At 57.2% G+C, this 17,847-nt stretch carries 15 protein-coding genes and 1 tRNA gene; 6 read left to right on the forward strand and 10 right to left on the reverse strand.

Annotated elements, in window-relative coordinates:
- Window positions 1-150 precede the first annotated feature (150 nt).
- From NQ491_RS11075 to NQ491_RS11110, 8 genes are all read right to left on the reverse strand, one after another.
- On the reverse strand, window positions 151-933 hold the full coding sequence (locus NQ491_RS11075; RefSeq protein ID WP_019245472.1) for a hypothetical protein: 783 nt from the start codon (window positions 931-933) through the stop codon (window positions 151-153).
- Window positions 934-1,298: 365 nt separating this feature from the next.
- Window positions 1,299-1,376: transfer RNA gene (locus NQ491_RS11080), tRNA-Val, on the reverse strand.
- 121 nt (window positions 1,377-1,497) lie between these two features.
- A complete protein-coding gene (locus NQ491_RS11085; protein WP_019245471.1) occupies window positions 1,498-2,769 on the reverse strand; it encodes a sensor histidine kinase in 1,272 nt (423 codons plus the stop codon).
- A gap of 12 nt (window positions 2,770-2,781) precedes the next feature.
- Entirely contained in the window at window positions 2,782-3,468 is a 687-nt protein-coding gene (locus NQ491_RS11090; RefSeq protein WP_026089584.1) for a response regulator transcription factor, read from the reverse strand.
- A 242-nt stretch (window positions 3,469-3,710) separates the two neighbouring features.
- The gene (locus tag NQ491_RS11095; RefSeq protein ID WP_019245469.1) at window positions 3,711-4,163 is read right to left on the reverse strand and encodes a nucleoside deaminase; all 453 of its coding nucleotides are present in this window, start codon (window positions 4,161-4,163) and stop codon (window positions 3,711-3,713) included.
- Between the two features lie 117 nt (window positions 4,164-4,280).
- Window positions 4,281-4,853 (reverse strand): hypothetical protein, encoded by a 573-nt coding sequence (locus tag NQ491_RS11100; RefSeq protein ID WP_147524853.1) that lies wholly within the window; start codon window positions 4,851-4,853, stop codon window positions 4,281-4,283.
- A 101-nt stretch (window positions 4,854-4,954) separates the two neighbouring features.
- On the reverse strand, window positions 4,955-6,382 hold the full coding sequence (locus NQ491_RS11105) for a M56 family metallopeptidase (protein WP_019245467.1): 1,428 nt from the start codon (window positions 6,380-6,382) through the stop codon (window positions 4,955-4,957).
- On the reverse strand, window positions 6,379-6,753 hold the full coding sequence (locus NQ491_RS11110) for a BlaI/MecI/CopY family transcriptional regulator (protein ID WP_019245466.1): 375 nt from the start codon (window positions 6,751-6,753) through the stop codon (window positions 6,379-6,381). Before NQ491_RS11110 ends, NQ491_RS11105 begins: the two co-directional genes overlap by 4 nt.
- A 378-nt stretch (window positions 6,754-7,131) precedes the next feature.
- Here NQ491_RS11110 and aspS point away from each other — a divergent pair, with 378 nt between their 5' ends.
- The 3 genes from aspS (at window position 7,132) to NQ491_RS11125 (ending at window position 11,108) form a co-directional block, all read left to right on the forward strand.
- Window positions 7,132-8,895, forward strand: a complete 1,764-nt coding sequence (gene aspS / locus NQ491_RS11115; RefSeq protein WP_026089582.1) for an aspartate--tRNA ligase — start codon at window positions 7,132-7,134, stop codon at window positions 8,893-8,895.
- A gap of 447 nt (window positions 8,896-9,342) precedes the next feature.
- On the forward strand, window positions 9,343-9,783 hold the full coding sequence (locus NQ491_RS11120) for a PepSY-like domain-containing protein (protein ID WP_019245463.1): 441 nt from the start codon (window positions 9,343-9,345) through the stop codon (window positions 9,781-9,783).
- A 53-nt stretch (window positions 9,784-9,836) separates the two neighbouring features.
- Entirely contained in the window at window positions 9,837-11,108 is a 1,272-nt protein-coding gene (locus NQ491_RS11125; RefSeq protein ID WP_019245462.1) for a PepSY-like domain-containing protein, read from the forward strand.
- A gap of 257 nt (window positions 11,109-11,365) precedes the next feature.
- Here the strand turns inward: NQ491_RS11125 and NQ491_RS11130 are convergent, their stop codons facing one another.
- The gene (locus NQ491_RS11130) at window positions 11,366-12,505 is read right to left on the reverse strand and encodes a hypothetical protein (protein ID WP_034282754.1); all 1,140 of its coding nucleotides are present in this window, start codon (window positions 12,503-12,505) and stop codon (window positions 11,366-11,368) included.
- Window positions 12,506-12,827: 322 nt separating this feature from the next.
- On the opposite strand from NQ491_RS11130, the gene NQ491_RS11135 reads away from it, so the two are divergent.
- Together NQ491_RS11135 and NQ491_RS11140 are read left to right on the forward strand one after the other, a co-directional pair.
- Complete coding sequence (locus NQ491_RS11135; protein WP_019245458.1) at window positions 12,828-13,928, forward strand: PCMD domain-containing protein; 1,101 nt, start codon at window positions 12,828-12,830, stop codon at window positions 13,926-13,928.
- Between the two features lie 12 nt (window positions 13,929-13,940).
- Window positions 13,941-14,678, forward strand: coding sequence for a porin family protein (locus NQ491_RS11140; RefSeq protein WP_019245457.1), 738 nt, complete (start codon window positions 13,941-13,943; stop codon window positions 14,676-14,678).
- Window positions 14,679-14,916: 238 nt separating this feature from the next.
- Here NQ491_RS11140 and NQ491_RS11145 read toward each other — a convergent pair whose 3' ends face one another.
- Window positions 14,917-16,104, reverse strand: coding sequence for a DUF4493 domain-containing protein (locus NQ491_RS11145; RefSeq protein ID WP_019245456.1), 1,188 nt, complete (start codon window positions 16,102-16,104; stop codon window positions 14,917-14,919).
- Between the two features lie 527 nt (window positions 16,105-16,631).
- Between NQ491_RS11145 and wecC the strand changes: the two genes are divergently transcribed.
- Window positions 16,632-17,837, forward strand: coding sequence for a UDP-N-acetyl-D-mannosamine dehydrogenase (gene wecC / locus NQ491_RS11150; protein ID WP_019245455.1), 1,206 nt, complete (start codon window positions 16,632-16,634; stop codon window positions 17,835-17,837).
- Window positions 17,838-17,847 lie beyond the last annotated feature (10 nt).

Raw genomic sequence — 17,847 nt, forward strand, 5'->3', positions numbered from 1 at the left:
TGTTGCAACGTTTTTCTAAAAAGTCTTCCTATAATATCTTTCTACAATATATTGTTTAAGGTGCTGTACTTGTGTAAAGGTTCTGTCGTAGTAAATGAACAGTCGTTGCTAAAAATCGGCGTTTTTCTTTTTAAGGTGCTGTAATTCTTTTTAAGGTGCTGTTGTTTTTGCCGCTAATTTGGCCTGCCTTTTTGCCTCTTTGAGGGCGTCCACTTTGACCGATTTCTTTGATTGCTCACAGACTTTAGCCAACGTGGCGAGGTCACTTTCGTAAGAAATATACATCCCCCGGATGTGATCGGCGTATCTTTTCAGCCCCCAACTCAATTCCAGCTCGGTAAGAACCTTGTCGCTATGGTAGCGAGTTAGGTACTTTTCACGTTCGGCGATCTCCTTTTCCCTGATAGCTCTTTCCTCTTTACTGATGTTCCGGGGTGTCAATTTGGGAGTGTTATCGAGCATTTCCGCCTTGTTCGAATAACCGAACATCCGGGCCGTTATCATGTCCCGGTTTGTCTTCTTGTATTCCCCTTTGCCTATGATGCTGCGAGTGGCACAAAAGGTGCAGAATACGGCAATCTGATAAAGGGTTTTGGGGTTATTGTGATAATCCCAAATAATACGAGTATTGATCCCGCAGTAATTACCTTGTTTGTGATATTCGTTATAAAGCCTTTCTCCTTCGTCAAGGCATACTTGGATATTGCCTATACGGACATTCAGAAAATCGGCGGCTGCTTTGATTTGGGTTGTCATCTTGTTCGCCTCTATCCCCTCGTCTTCATCATCATGGCTGTAAGGAAGATGCACAGCATGATAATACAGGGAATACCGCACTACATCCTGAACAAAATCCTTTATATCCTTTCTGCCTGATATTAAGCCCCTCAAAAGCCCGATGGGGACGGTAAAGTACTTGACATTGTTTGCCATAATCGCTATATTTGCATTACACTATATTTGTTCTCACCCCGTGCCGGTATCCCACACCGCCGGGGATCAGGCTGGATGAACATCCAACCATCTGCCTAAACGGCTGTCTACGCCTTTTCTTTCACTTCCAACACCGTCCCGCTCTTTGGGCAGGTGATCGTGTTCGTCGGTTGAGGGGCGAAAATCGGCATATCGATCTGCGATGCTCCGGTATTCGGTAAACGGGCAGATACAAACAGCAAGTATCGAAATTTTGAAACACTATCGATGCCCGTCGGCGAGATCAAAAGGCCGATTTGTGTGTAAATTGTGTGCCGGAAAAATAAAGAGAGTTACGGAATTGATCCGTAACTCTCTGATTTTTTTGGTGGAAGCACAGGGATTCGAACCCCGGACCCTCTGCTTGTAAGGCAGACGCTCTGAACCAGCTGAGCTATGCTTCCTTCTTCATGCAACCCGTTGTTTCCCGATTGCGAGTGCAAAGGTAGGTAAAATATTTTTACTTCCAAATATTCGCTCGCTTTTTTTCTCCTTTTCTTTTGAAAAATGATCTTTTTCGGGAAATCAGGGCCACGCGACGGAAAAAACATGCCGGCCGGACTCGAAACGATATGCGACCCGAAGTCCGTAGTAACGTCCCACTGCATTGACCAGCGCCAGTCCGAGCCCGGTCGATCCTTCTTTTTTACTTCCTTGGTAAAAGCGCTCGAAAATGCGCTCTCCGTCGAGCGACGCGTCGCCGTCATTGGCTACCGAAAGCGTACGATCCTCTATGTCGATTCGGATGCCGCCGCCCGCCGCCGTATGGATAAAGGCATTCTTGACCAGATTCGCCACGAGCACCGATGCCAGCGACTCGTTCATCCGAACCGCGAGCGGTCCGGCGCAATTCACCGAGCATGCGATGCCCCGCGATTCGTATATCTCTTCGCAAAGAGCGACTTGTTCGCGAACCAGACCGGCTATATCGACTTCCGTACTCTCGGGGAACTGCCCGTTGTCGATCTTCGTCAGAAGCAGCAGGGTTCTGTTGAGCCGTACGATGCCGCCCAGCGTCCGTTGCATCTGGAACAGCTCGCCCATTTGCTCTTCCGTGAGCTCGGTCCGGTCCAGCAGCCATTCGAGCCGGTTTCCGAGCACGGCCAAAGGCGTCTGCAACTCATGAGAGGCATTGCCGATAAACTGCTTCTGCCGATCGAACAGCTCGTCGGAACGGTCGGCGGCCCGTTGCGCCGCTTCGTTGAGCCGGCGGAATTCCGATATGTTCGTATCGTCCGGAACCGGAGGATTGTTCCTCCCGGGCACGTAGCCGTCGAGCCAGCGAAGCAAGGCATAAAGCGGACGCATGCTGCGGTGGAGAACCCATACGGTCACGCCGACGATCGTAACCAGTAACAGGAAGTAGAGGGAAACGACCCACCCTAGAATCGTCTCGAGCAAATCGTCCTTTTCGAACGTAGGAGTGGCTACCTTCAGTTCGAAATAGTTCCCGTCCCGGTCCTGAAACACGGTCGTCAGTATCCGGGCCGGCTCCGTCTCGTCCTTTTCGGGAATAAACACTTCGGCGTCATAGTAAACGATGCGGGGGTGTTCCGAAGCATAAGCCTCGTCGACCGGAGCGATCGAATAGCTGTTGTTCGAACCGCTGTTCAGTGAGGGCAGCGTGCGACCTGCCAGCATCCGCGTGACGATCAGCTCCGAATAGTCTTCCAGGGCGTCGTCGGCCTCGTCGTTGATTTCGTCGACCATCGCTGCATAAAACAGCACGGCCCAAAGGGCCAGCAGCGGCAGCAGAACGAGCGAAAGGCGGAGCGCGATGCGATAGATCAGTTTCATGCGACAAGGGGATCAATCGGATTCGGATGCTACGAGCTTATAGCCGAACCCGTAAACGGCCTTGACCTCGATGGATGCTCCGGCTTCGGCGAGCTTGCGACGAAGATTTTTCACCTGGGCGTACAGGAAATGAAAACTGTCCGCCTGATCGGCGTGATCACCCCATACGGCTTCGGCCAGCACCGTCTTGTCGACCAGATGTCCGGGTCGCTGCATGAAATAAAAAAGGATATCGTACTCCTTTTTCAGCAAAGAAAGTTCGCGGCCGGCCACCGAGACGCGCCGACTCTCGGGGTCGAGCGACACATTGCCCGAAACGACGGTCATATCTCCTCCGCTGCGGCTGCGGCGCAACACGCTTTTGACGCGGGCCAGCAACTCGGCCGTATGGAAAGGCTTGGCAAGATAGTCGTCCGCACCACGGTCCAGACCGAGTACCTTGTCCTCGAGCGAGTCGCGAGCCGACACGATGATCACGTTCTCCTTGCGGCGCAGCTCCTTGATCCGCTCGAGCAGCCGCAGCCCATTGCCGTCGGGCAGCATGATGTCGAGCAGGATGCAGTCGTAGTCGTATCCGGACACGCGCCTGTCCGCCTCGGCATAAGTCGCGGCCGTCTCGACCACGTACCCTTCCTGCCGCAGCGCACGTTGCATGACCTCCCGGAGCGAAGGCTCGTCCTCGACGATCAGAATCTTCATACGGCAAATGTACGGAATTGATTTTGTAAAGAAATTGAAACGAAGAAATATCGGCGGTTCAAAACGGTCTCCGGGAAAGCTCTTCGGCCGCACGGTCATCCTCGGACCGACGGCGGCAACCTCGACGCTCCGCCGCAGGATTTCCTGCCGCAACAGCAATCGCACGGAAAATTTTCCCCAAGCGGAAAGCCGCTCTTCGGCCGCCGGATGTCCGACCTTCCGCAAGGCCCGCAAGACGCCGCCTATGTCCTCAGCCGCGCGAAAAAGCGGGTCATCAGTTCCTCGCACTCGTCTTGCAGAACGCCTCCCCGGACCACTGTCTTCGGGTGGAACGGCGAGGGCGATAGCCGTCCGGCGCCCCGTTTGGGGTCGGACGCCCCGTAGACGACAGCGCCCAACTGGCTCCAGAAACATGCCCCGGCACACATCACGCACGGCTCGACGGTCACATAGAGCTTGCATTCGGCCAGATACTTTCCCCCGACGGACGAGGCGGCGGCCGTGATAGCCTGCATTTCGGCATGAGCCGTAGCGTCCGACAGCGTCTCGACCAGATTATGTCCTCGACCGACGATGCGGCCGTTCCATACGACGACCGCTCCGACCGGGACCTCGCCCTGCTCGAACGCCTTCCGCGCTTCGGTTAGGGCCTGCCGCATGAAACGCTCGTCTTCGCTGAGTTGTTCGTCTATCATTTTTCCTTATAGGTTCGGACGCCCGAAAGTTGCGGTCCTCGGAAAACCGCAACTTTCGCGTGCAAACAGAAACAAAAATAGCCGAAATATCGGAAACCGGAACGTCCGGCAGCAAAATTATTCGCTGAAGTCCAGATTGCTGGGTTTAGGCAATGCGTCCCATCCGCTTTCGTTCGTCGTCGCCACGGAACGGTCGACCACCTCGAAGCTCAGGTCGCTGAACCAAATCTTCCCCGTACCGTCCAGCAGAGCGCCGTAGGCTAAGTTGGTCGCCTGCTGCGGCACGTCGAGCACGATCTCGTACTTTTTCCATCCGGTCGTGCCGCGAACGGCCCGCCCATGCATATTGTCGAAAGCGAGCGACCGAGCGCCCTGTCCGTCGACGCGGAACCAGAATCCGGCCCAGCCGGCCACGTCCTGCGACTTCATGTAGCCGCTCATCCGGACTCGTTTGCCGGCGTACTCGGAGGGCAGGCACTGCTGCATCAGCGTTCCGAACCCGTCGATCTCCGGTTCGATCGACTGAATCGTGGCCGCATGGCGACCGTTCATCGTAACGGTAGGATCGGTTCCCATTCGATAGCTGTCCGGCTCGTTACCGGCTGAAAACCAGTTCTTCGGCACGTCGAAAGAGCACAATAGAACCACCATGGCGACGAGAGTCGTCCCCCTCAAAACGTTCGTTTTCATGACGATAAGATTTTAATTATGCCTACTTCTTGTCGAGCGGTGTTCGGCACGTCCGCTATAAATCGCCTACGAGGATCCGACTGACCGACCGTTCTCGCCGCTCATCGGACGGTGACCGGCACGTTGCGATCGACCGTCTCGAAGGAGAGATCGGAAATCCATATTTCACCAGTACCGTCCAGCAGAGCGCCGTAGGCTAAGTTGGTCGCCTGCTGCGGCACGTCGAGCACGATCTCGTACTTTTTCCATCCGGTCGTGCCGCGAACGGCCCGTCCGTGCATATTGTCGAAAGCGAGCGGCCGAGCGCCCTGTCCGTCGATGCGGAACCAGAATCCGGCCCAGCCGGCCACGTCCTGCGATTTCATGTAGCCGCTCATCCGGACCCGTTTGCCGGCATACTCGGAGGGCAGGCACTGTTGCATCAGCGTTCCGAACCCGTCGCCCGGCACATCGGTATCCCGCCGAATAGCGACCGTCGGCTTACCGTCTTTCGTTTCGTCCGGATCGATACCTATCCGGTAGGCCTCGACTCGCGTTCCCGCCGCGAACCAGTCCTTCGGTATCCGATTCTCCCCCCGAACGAATGGAGACGTCCCGCTATGGAGCCCGTCCGTTCCGACCGGACGTCCGAAAGCCAGTGCCGTGACGAACAGCAGCGGTACGTAAGCCAACGCTTTCCACCCGGACCGGCTCCGCACGCGCCCCATCATCCGGATACGTCTTTTCACCGAACAGTCTCCGTGAAATCCCGTTGCCTGAGCGAACAGTTTCTCGCCGACGCACTTGCGAATAACGAGCATCTGATAGGAGCGACGCTCGACTCCCTGGCCGAGCACGTAACGGTCGGCCTGAAACTCGTGAATCTCCCGCATGTCCCGGCGGATCAACCAAATAAAAGGATCGAACCACAGGACGACCTGGCACAGATTGAGAAAAAGCGAATCGAAAAGATGACCGAAACGACGGTGCGCATCCTCGTGGGTCAGTATCTCCTGGGAATTGTATTCGAAATCACGTCGGGATATGACCACGTAGCGTCCCAACGAACAGGCCGTCGTATCGTCCGGAACCACGATCAGCCGGCATTTGCCATGCTTCAGCGTCTTACGGCCCAAAATCAGCCGTATCGTAACGATCGCTTCACGAAACATTTTTACCAGCAAGAACAGCACTCCGACACTATACGCGAGGAGGAGCAAGCCGGCCCACGACAGCCCGGGCGCGGGGCGCTCGGATATTCCGTGCGGAGAATCGTTCGTTTCCCCGGCAACGAAGACCTCCGGTTTCCGCTCCGCGTCTGGCTCTCTTCCGACCTCAGAGGTCGCAACAGCGACAGGGGAATGAGCGGTCGTCGGGACCGGTACGGGCGACGGCAGCAAAGGCACTACGAACGCGCAGACCGCAATCAGCAGCAAGATAGCCCGGTTCAGGCCAAAACACGTCTCTTTCCTCATCAAAAGGAAATAGCATGCGTAGAGCAATGCCGTAACAGCCGACGCTTTCAGCAAATAGATCAGCAATCCGTTCATGGCTTCTCATTTTGAGATCCGGCTTCGACCTGCCGGATCAGTTCCTTGATTTCCTCGGGAGTGATTTTCTTCTCCTCCACGAACATGGACAATACGGAGAGATAGGAGCGATTGAAATACTTGCCGACCGCATTCTGCAGCGACATCCGGCCGAACTCCTCGCGCGACAGGAGCGGAAAATAACGGTAAGTCGTCCCGAAACGCTCGTGACCGACAAAACCTTTTTCTTCCAGACCCCGCACGATCGTCGATACGGTGTTGTAATGCGGCTTCGGCTCGTCCATATCCCGAATGAGATCGTGAACGAACAGCGCTCCCCGATCCCAGAACCGCTCCATAATCTCCTCTTCTCGATTAGTCAGATGTTTCATCTCGTCGACAGTTGGTTTCCATTCGTTTCATAAGGCTCTCAATGCAAATATAACTATATTTTTTAGTTTACAAACGAAAAATACATTATTTTAACTATAAAATTTAGTTGAACAATTATTGTTTTGATAATCAGTGTAATATAATTATCGATTTCGCGCAAGATATTCCGATTCCTCGGTGCCGGTACGGTTCCGCAGCGGACATGAGCCGAAAGGTCGCTCGGTTCGGGCCGTGTGTTCCGCCATGCGTGTCCGGAAAAAAAACGGCCGGGAAGATTCCGGTTCGACTAAATTTGCTACCTTTGAAGTCCGTTTGCGGGCGTGCGGCGCCGACCGGGTATATCTCGCCCCAAAAGACAGGCTATGAAAAACGAAACGATGTACAGAACACACACCTGCGGAGAACTCCGCATGGAAAACCTGAATCAGACCGTCACGCTGGCCGGCTGGGTACAGAAAGTGCGCAACCTGGGCGCGATGACCTTCATCGACCTGCGCGACCGGTACGGCATCACGCAGCTGGTCGTCGAGGAGCACTCGTCCGCCGAGTTGCTCGAAACGGCCTCGCATCTGGGCCGCGAATACGTGATCCGCGCGACGGGCCGCGTCGTCGAACGGGCATCCAAGAACGCCAAGATACCGACCGGCGAAATCGAGGTGGTGCTCGAAAGCCTCGACGTGCTGAACGCTTCGCTGACTCCGCCGTTCACGATCGAGGATCAGAGCGACGGAGGCGACGAACTGCGGATGAAATACCGCTTTCTGGATCTGAGGCGCAATCCGCTCCGCAACGCGCTGATGCTGCGTCACCGGATGGCTCACGAGATACGTAACTTTTTGGATAGCCGGGGATTCCTCGAGATAGAAACTCCTTACCTGATCAAGTCCACGCCCGAGGGAGCGCGCGACTTCATCGTGCCGTCGCGGATGAACCCGGGCGAGTTTTACGCGCTGCCGCAGTCTCCGCAGACTTTCAAGCAGCTGCTGATGGTCGCCGGATACGACCGCTATTTCCAGATCGTCCGCTGCTTCCGCGACGAGGACCTGCGGGCCGACCGTCAGCCCGAGTTCACTCAGATCGACTGCGAGATGTCGTTCGTCGACCGCGAGGATATCCTGAACGTATTCGAGGATTTGGCCAAGTACCTGTTCCGAACGATTCTGGGCAAGGAGTTCACCGAAGCCTTCCCCCGCATCGGCTGGACCGAAGCTATGGAAAAGTATGGCTCGGACAAGCCCGACCTGCGCTTCGGCATGACGTTCAACGACCTGAGCAAAGAGGCCCGGGGCAAAGGATTCGGCGTATTCGACTCGGCCGAGTATATCGGAGCGATCTGCGCCGAGGGCTGCGCCGGATACACGCGCAAGCAGCTCGACGCCCTGACCGAATTCGTCAAACGTCCCCAAATCGGAGCCAAGGGCTTGGTTTACGTGCGCTGCGAAGCGGACGGCAGCTATCGGTCGAGCGTCGACAAGTTCTACGGACAGGAGGACCTGGTCCGGTGGGCCGCCCGATGCGGAGCCAAGCCGGGCGACCTGCTGCTGATTCTGAGCGGTCCGAAAAAAAGCACGCTATCGGCCTTGTGCGAGTTGCGGCTGGAAATGGGCGAGCGGCTCGGACTTCGTCCCCACGACCGGTTCGCGCCGTTGTGGGTCGTCGATTTCCCGTTGCTCGAATGGGACGACGAGACGCAGCGTTACTATGCGATGCACCATCCTTTCACGTCGCCCAAGAGCGAGGACCTCGCGCTGATGGACACCGACCCGGGTCGCGTCCGTGCCAATGCCTACGATTTCGTCGTGAACGGCGTCGAGGTCGGCGGAGGCTCGATCCGTATTTTCGACTCGGAGCTCCAGCAGAAAATGTTCCGCGTACTGGGCTTCTCGGCCGAAGAGGCCGAGAAGCAGTTCGGTTTCCTGACGAACGCTTTCAAGTACGGCGCCCCTCCCCATGGAGGTATCGCTTTCGGGTTCGACCGCTGGTGCGCGCTGTTCGGAGGAGCCGACTCGATCCGCGATTACATCGCCTTCCCGAAGAACAACTCGGGCCGCGATACGATGATCGACTCGCCCTCGATCGTGTCCGACGCCCAGCTCGACGAGCTGTCGCTGTCGGTCCGCGAGCCGCAGCAGCACGCATAGCGTCTCTCTGTTTCCCTGACGAGGAAAAAATCCGAAAACAGCACGATGCTCCGGTCCGAAGCCGGGGCATCGCGCTATCTGAAAATGCCCGCAATCGGGCATCTGCCGGAACGTTTCGAAGTCGAACCTGCATAAGCCGTTTCGCAAGATTCGGCCGAATTCATGTCCGCCCGAGATGTCAGGCTCTTGCTTATCGGGACCGACCCTCCGCGGTCTCGAAACCGGTTTTGGCGAACAGACCGGCCAAATGATCCTTTTGCCGGCGTTTCATGCGGCTTTTGACTGCGAATACGGACAACCGTTTCCATCCGCCGCAGCGAGACGGTCATGAAAAAACGGGCGACATTTTTTTCAGAAGGCCCTCCGTTTCAAATTCGTTACAAAATCGTTGCGGAGCTTTGTCCTACCGAACAAAGCGAAGTTTAACCCGATAAAATTTGAAACGCTATGAAAAAGTTCTTATTTCTCGCGGCCGCCCTGCTGGCCCTCGGAATTTCCACCGCGTGCGCCGACAGCGACCGCCCGATCGACGTGGCTCAGCTTCCCCAGAAGGCGCAGCAATTCATTCAGAAGCATTTCGCCGGCGAAAAAGTCGCTCTGGCCAAGGTGGAGCGCGATTTTCTGGAAGTCCGCTACGAGGTGATCTTCACCGACGGCGCGAAGGCCGAGTTCTACAAGGACGGCGAATGGAAAGAAGTGGATTGCCGTTATTCGTCGGTTCCCGCTGCGGTGATCCCCGCGCAGATCGCGCAGTACGTGTCCGGACACTATCCCGATGCGTCCATCGTGCAGATCGACCGTGACAAGCACGACTACGAGGTCAAACTCTCCAACGGATTGGAACTGACGTTCGACCTGAAGTTCAATCTGATCGATATAGACGACTGACGCCGTGCGACGACGGAATTACGTACATACCCGATACTGAATGTGAGAAAGTTATGAAAAAGTTCGTTTTCATTGCAACGATAGCCTGTGCGGCATGTATGCTGTACGGATGCGACAAGAGCGAAGACGGAGGCGGTCCGGCGGTAAGTCCCCGGGCGGAAGCGGCTCTGTTGGCGAGATACCCTGCGGCGACCGATGTCGTATGGAGAACCAGCGGCAATTATTCCGTGGCCGAGTTCAGTTTGCCGGCCGTGCGCGCCGCAGTCCACGGCGGGCGGGACCACGCTGCCTGGTTCGATGACGGGGGCGAGTGGTACATGACCGAGACGGATATCGTTTTCGGCTCCCTGCCGTCAGCCGTGCAGGCGGCGTTCCGCGACAGCGAGTATGCCGGGTGGCGGATCGACGACGTGGATATGCTCGAGCGCGAAGGTGTCGAAACGGTTTATGTGATCGAGGCGGAAGGCCGGTCCGGAGGCCGGGAGACCGAGGTCGATCTCTATTATTCTTCTGACGGCGTGCTGGTTAAGAAAGTCGTGGACGCCGATTCCGACTACGATTACGGCGATTACATTCCCGCACGGCCTACCGGCGAAGCGGAGAGTTTCGTACAGACGCGTTATCCCGGGGCCCGGATCTTGGATGTCGAGCGCGAGAACGGCATGACCGAGGTTGAAATCCTCGACGGAACCGTATGCCGCGAGCTGCTTTTCGACGCGACGAACTCGTGGGTGCATACCAAGACCGAGCTGAATGCAGGGGAGGTCCCCGCGTCGATCATGCAGGCCCTTTCCGCTTCGGAATATGGCGGGTATCGTATCGATGACGTCGATCGCTACGAGACTCCGCAGAAGGAGTTCTATCGCTTCGATTTGGAATCGGCCTCCGGCGACGTGAAGATCGACATTGCCTTGGACGGGACGCTGAGCGTCGTGACGCCGGAGATTTCCGGGCCCGGAACCGGGAACGGTTCGATGCTGGACGATGCGGCTGCGCGGTTCATCGCCGAAAAGTATCCGAATGCCCTGGTTCGGGAATTCGATTGGGACGACGGCTTGCTCGAAGTGGAAATTTACCACGAGGGTAAGGAAAAAAGCGTTTGCTTCGATGGGGCCGGCCGGTGGGTGAAGACCGAGTGGGACGTGAGGCTTTCCGAACTGCCTGATGCCGTAAGGACGGCCATAGCCGGGTCGCAGTATGCGTCGTACCGCGTGGACGATATAGAATACGTGCAGACGTCCGGGACCGAATATTACCGGATAGAGTTGGAACGAGGCGATTCCGAGGCGACGCTGCGCGTCGATGCGAGCGGAAACATGCTGTGAGTTGTCTGAGGACTTCCCGACATGATAATAAGGGAGGAGTCCGACGAGTCGCTCTTTTACGATTTCACCCCTGTCAGCATGATTTCTGACAGGGGTGATTTCTATTTTAGGGACTGAATGAACAGCCTCTCGGTCGGTCCGCTCCGTTTGTCCGGTTCCGGCGCACGGGCGGACTCGTCGTTCCGGGGGAGCGGCCTGTGCCGGGAATCGTTGCCGTCCCTTGTCAAGGGAAAATCGGTGCGGAGAGAAGGGACGGCCTATTGCTGTGCAATGAAAGCCTCCAGACGCTTGACCGCAGCGGCCGATGCTTCTTCGCCCGGCTGAGGCGCTTCTTCGGGGATCGCTCCGGCTACCAGATTCAGGCAAAGGTCGAATCGCTCGGCAGCGAGCGCCGCGTCGATCAGGGGCTTGACCAAGGCTTCGAGCAAGCTTCTCAGCGGAAGGCTACTACCTCCCAAAGACAACTCGAAGCTCGGATCGATCATCGAGATAACGGTAGAGAGCAGGCCGAATACCGGAGCGGTCTGCTCCTTGCTGACATATACGGTCATCTTGTCGCCCTCCTTCTTGAAATAGAGCGGAATACCCACCGTTGTGATCGTTCCCGGATCGAGCGGGCCGAGCTGAGCCTTGCTCGGATCGTTCTTGAGCATCAGGTTCAGGTTCGGTACCAGATAGAGGGCGTCGTCCTTTACGTACCATTTGATCGCGTTCAGCGGGCTATGCACGAATACGGGATGAATCGTGTCGTTGCTCAGGGCCGGCATCATGTCGTTCAGCAGGTTGGAGTTGTAGGTCGCCGTCAGGTTGCCGTCCGCCTGAAAGTCGATATTGACGACGGCCATCGAGCCTTTGAGCAGTACGCCCAGAATCTGGACGATGAATTGCGAGCCGCTGATATCCTGCTCCGTTTCGATCGAGATGGGGGTCAGCGTGGCCGTACCGAAGTCGTCCGTTTCGAGATTCAGGTTCCACACGCCGATGATGTCCGACTTGTAGGTCGGGGTCAGGTTCAGCGTCAGCCGGCCGTCGCGCAGCTCGCCGCTCAGCGTGATGTCGCGCGAGGCGTTGCTGCTCGTGCCTTCGAAGACGTTGAACAACGGCGTGGTCATCTTCACGTCGGTGAATGTCAGGCCGGTTTCGCCCGGAACCGCATAGTCGGGAATCGAAATCGTCAGCTGGTTGGCGTCGGAGCCGCTGATCTGGGCCGTTTCGCCCGAGAGCAGCAGGACGCTCTGGCCTCCCACGTTGATCTGCAGCTTGTCTCCGGTATAGGAGCCTACGGCCTCGTCCAGCGGAACGGAGTAGTTGGCCGTTGCATTGTCGTCGTCGTCGCATGCGGTCATAAGAAGCGCCGCGCACAGAACGGGAAGGGCAGACAGGAGAATTTTTTTCATGTTGAATTTTTAAGTTAAGTTTAATTAATGATGGTGCTCGTATGCACTGTTTGTTTCCGTTTTTCGTCGTTTACGAGCGGATGACGATCCTGGCCGAGGAAGGTTTTCCGATTTTGCTGTTATTGTTTATCCGCTTCATAACGAGAATATTCCTTGCTTTTCGGTTCCGAATCGCTAAAGCATACAACGCCGGCGGGGCCGAAAAGTTACAGCCGTGCGCTTTTTCCGTTTTTTATTTGGAAAAGTGAAACCATGTGGATTATCTTTGCTCCATTCCCCGTTTTTGTCCGAATGCGGGGAGCGTGAATTTAAATGCTCTTCTATGGAAAAAATTTTTACTCGCATCTTCCCTCTGTCGCTGTTGCTGCTGAGTTCCTGCATCAAGGGAGAACCTCGCAATACGGAAGCCGACATCGTCCGTTGCATTCTTCCCGCCGATATACTCAAGTCGGAGCCGACGATCGACGACAACAGCGTGCAGGTTTTCGTCGTAGGTGGCGTGGATATGAAAAAGCTCGCGCCGGAATTCGAACTGACTCCCGGCGCGACGATTTCGCCCGAGTCGGGCACCGAGCGCGATTTCACCGAGGACCAGCAGTATACGGTTACTTCCGAGGACGGAGCATGGCAGAAAACCTACCGCGTGAGCATCACGCAGTCCGACATGCAGACCAAATACGACTTCGAGAACTGGAAAAAGCAAGGCAGTTACGTGATTCCCTATGAGATCATGGGCGATCAGATCCAGAACATCTGGTCGTCGGGCAATTCCGGCTTTGCGCTGACCGGCGGCGGCGGGTCGTACGACAAGTTCCCGACGGCCTATACCGAGGAGTCTCACTCGGGTCAGTGGGCGGCCAAGCTCGTTACGCGCGCTACCGGAACGTTCGGCGTCAATCTGAAGATGCCTATCGCGGCGGGTAACCTGTTCATCGGTACGTTCGACGGTATGAGCGCGACGAAAGATCCGATGAAAGCGACCCGTTTCGGAATGACTTTCGGCCGCGAGCCCCTGCGGCTCACGGGCTATTACCGCTATCAGTCGGGTGGCGACATTACCGATGAGAACAACCAATTGGTGGTTCCCGCGCGCCGCGACTCGTGCAATATCTACGCCGTGCTTTACGAGACCGACGATGAAGTGGAGTGCCTCTATGGCGACAACGTGCTGACTTCTCCGAATCTGGTAGCGGTCGCCTTGGTCGATCGGCCCGAGGAGACGGATGTATACAAGAAGTTCGATGTCGAGTTCGAGTATCGGAAGCCGTACGATCCGCAGAAGTCGAAGGAGTTCAAGTACAAGCTGGCCGTCGTTTTCACGTCGAGCCGCGACGGCGGCCGGTTCCGGGGCGCGGTGGGCAGCAAGCTGTGGATCGACGACGTGGAGGTAGTTTGTCGGGAGCCGCTGGCCGGGGAGCAGTAAAATCCATTGAATATGAAGAAAAACCTATACATTCTGTTGGCGCTGGCCTGCCTGTGCGGCACGCTTTCCGCGCAACGCAAGTTCGAATATCGGGTCAAGGCCGGATTCAACGTGGGCGGCGCGCTGCCGATCCCGTTCCCTGCCGAGATACGGAAAATCAAGTCTTATAATCCGACGATGGCCTTTTCGATCGAGGGCAACATCATGCGGCGGTTTACCGACAAGTGGGCCCTGCTGAGCGGTATTCGTCTCGAAACGAAGGGGATGTCCACCAAAGCGCGCGTCAAGAATTACGCGATGACGATGAATGTCAGCGTCGGCGACGAGCCGGGGGAGATCAGCGGCGTGTTCACCGGCATGGTCAATACGAAAGTCCGCAACGAGTATATCACGCTGCCCGTGCTGGTGCTCCGCGAGCTGTCTCCGCGCTGGGACCTGAGAGCCGGTCTCTTTTTCTCCTGCCTGATCGAGGGCGGCTTCGACGGGACCGCCTACGACGGATATATGCGCGAGGGCAATCCGGTCGGCACGAAGGTGGGCGTCGAGGCGGCCTCTTACGATTTCAGCAGCGACGTGCGCACGTTCAACTGGGGCGGCGAGATCGGAGCCGAGTTCGCCGCTTACAGGCATCTGACGGTGTACGCCGATCTGACATGGGCTTTCAACTCTCTTTTCCCGAAGGACTTCAAGAGCATCGGTTTCCCGATGTACAACGTGTATCTGAATATAGGCTTCGGCTACGTCTTTTAGCTCGGACCGTTCGGGCGGACAGCCCGGTTGTCCGGCAAAAATACGGAGGGCGTCTCACAAACGTGAGACGCCCTCCTGTATTTATTCGGCGAGTCCGGACGAGTTTGCGGATTGCACGGCTATCGGTATGCTGAAAAGCCGTCGATCTGTCTGCCGGATCGGAGCCGGTCGTTGCAGGTTTTCCGGAATCCGCATCGCCCGGTCCGAAAGTTTGCCCGAAAGCCGGCCTCTTTCGGAATCAGTCGGCCGTCGTCAGCGCGATGTCGTCGATCTGATAGCCCGCTGCGCGCGACTCGAAGCGGACGATCAGGTTTTTGGCATGGGGAATGCCGTCGCTCAGCGTAATCTGAGCCCATCTTTTATTGGCCGGGCGCGCGTCGTCCCCGATAATCAGCGGCGTGAACGTGCCGCCGCCGTCGCTGACGCTGACGGTCAGTTCTCCCGGCTTGTATCCCTGTTCCGGGTTGGCGCAGCCGAACTGCAGGACCGGAGCGGACGAGGCCAAGGACGCGTTCAGACCCGAAATAGTGAAATAGGCTCCCGACGAGTTGAATGTCAGATTGTTGCCTCCCGAAGCCCCGACGTAGGCGGACGACGGGTTTTGGGCCGATACCGTGACGCCGGCTCCGGCATATTCGGCTTCGGCATACGACCAGCCGGTGAACTTGGCTACCTGAGTGGCCGTGGAGACCGTCGCTGCTCCCATCGTCTCGAGGTAGTCGATCCGTCCCGACGGAAAGAGTATCTGTACCTGCTCTTCGGTTACGTCGGTGGAGACGGTGATGCTGACGCTCAGCCTGCCGGAGGTCGGCTCGGGCGTGTCGTCGATTTCGATGAGATAGAGTTTGCGGGCTTCCAACGTGAGTTCCTGTTCGTACTGCGCTTTGCCTGCCGTCACGACGAGCGTCGCGCTGCCCGGCAGGAAGTAGCCGGTCCGCTCCGCGTCGTCGCCTTCGAAGTTCAGGATGCCCTCGATTTGCCGGACGCTCGCCGAGCGGACCGGATGCGCTGCCGCGAAGTCGTCGGTATAGGAGATTCGCACGCCCGCGTTGGTCTGGGCGCAGGAGACGGAGGCCTCACTCTGCTTGCCGACGCTGATGCGGGTTGGGGCCGATCCCCCGTAGACCGGCGTGTCGAATTGCGGGGTCTCGAACGGTTCCGAGTAGGCGGTCAGCAGGTAGTCTCCCGCCGTCAGTTCGATCGGATCGGGAGTCTCCCCGATAGGCGATATCGTTCGGACGATATCGCCGTCGCGCGAGATTTCGAGCGTGAATGTAGTCGCATCGCTGCTTTTGGTTTGGCTCACCGTGACCGACGGATCGACGTCGAGACGGATTTGCAGTCGGCCGGTTCCCTCTTCTGAGGCATGTTCCGAGCACCCTGCCGCTGAGATCAGCAGCAGGGAAATGATTCCCAGTTTGTTCATCGTTTGTCGTTTTAGGCGGTTGCGGAAATAGTGGAGGATTCGGGGGCCGTGCGGCTTTCCCGAACGGCCGTGCGGTTGCCGGATAGGGCTTTCATAGGGCGTGGACCGAGCCGGGATACTTCCGGATCCGGAGATCCGATCGGGAGAGAACTTGCGCCGGATGCGCTGCGACGAATCCGGATGCCGAGGCATACCGGGGCCTGCGTCTGCAGTCGGGTGATTGAATTGTGTTTCATAGATATAATAAGGATTTAGGTGAATTGTGGGATTCCTTATTTGTGAGCGCGATGCGCGTATTTCAAAAATAAATGAAAAAAATCGGAATTGCAAGTAATCCGTTCAGGCACACTTCTTTCCTCTCGGAGAACTTCCCCGGGCCGCTGCGAACGGGACGTTCACGGCGACCGCCGGCGGCAAATAGACGGAAGCACGGCGCGCCGGGACGAAATTTTGAGTAACTTTACGGCGCATCGCGCGAAAGGAGAGGATGGGGCCGTCTCCGGCGCGGGCGCAAACGAACGAAAGCTATGGAGCGCATTCTGTTTTTGGGATTGGGATACATCGGTCTTCCGACGGCGGCTCTCGCCGCTTCGAGAGGCTTGGAAGTGGTCGGCGTGGACGTCGATCCGGCGATTGTCGGGAAGGTGAACCGGGGCGAGATTCATATCGTCGAGCCCGGCTTGGCCGAGGCGGTCCGCGAAGCCGTGTCGGCCGGGCGTCTGCGCGCGTCGCTCGAGCCTGTGCCCGGCGATGTCTATGTCGTGGTCGTACCGACTCCGTTCAAGGGAAATCACGAGCCCGACGTGTCGTACGTCGAGGCGGCCACGCGCTCGGTCGTTCCGCTGCTCAAGGAGGACGATCTGTTCGTCATCGAATCGACTTCGCCGGTGGGGACGACCGACCGGATGGCGCGGCTGATTTTCGCCGAGCGTCCCGAACTGGAGGGGAAGCTGTCCGTAGCCTATTGTCCCGAGCGGGTGCTGCCGGGCAACGTGCTTTACGAGCTGGTGCATAACGACCGCGTCATCGGCGGCATCGACGACCGTTCGACGCGGCGCGCCATGGAGTTCTATGCCCGTTTCGTCGAGGGCAAGCTTCATGCGACCGATGCGAAGACGGCCGAGATGTGCAAGCTGACCGAGAATTCCTCGCGCGACGTGCAGATCGCTTTCGCCAACGAGCTGTCGTTGATCTGCGACAAGGCGGGTATCAATGTCTGGGAGCTGATCGAGTTGGCCAACAAGCATCCCCGCGTCCACATCCTCCAGCCGGGAAGCGGGGTGGGAGGGCATTGCATCGCGGTCGATCCCTATTTCATCACTTCGGAGTTTCCGGTCGAATCGCAGTTGATCGCCAAGTCGCGCGAAATCAACAACTACAAGGCTTTCTGGTGCGCCGAGCGGATTCGTGAGGCCGTTCGCGGCTTCAAGGTGCGCGAGGGTCGTCCTCCGCGCGTGGCGCTGATGGGACTGGCTTTCAAGCCCGATATCGACGATTTGCGCGAAAGCCCGGCCAAGTACATCGTTTCCAAGGTGATGGAGGCCGAGGACGCCGACTATATGATCGTCGAGCCGAACGTGCGCGAGCATCGGGTCTATAAGCTGACCGATTATGTGGAAGCCTATGCGCAGGCCGACATCGTGGCGTTTCTGGTCGCTCACGCTCCTTTCCGTTCGCTGGCGTACCGGGACGATGCCGTGATACTCGATTTTTGCGGAATATTCAGAAAATAGACTTTATCTA

The organism is Alistipes ihumii AP11, assembly GCF_025144665.1.
In the GTDB taxonomy this organism is placed as follows: domain Bacteria; phylum Bacteroidota; class Bacteroidia; order Bacteroidales; family Rikenellaceae; genus Alistipes_A; species Alistipes_A ihumii.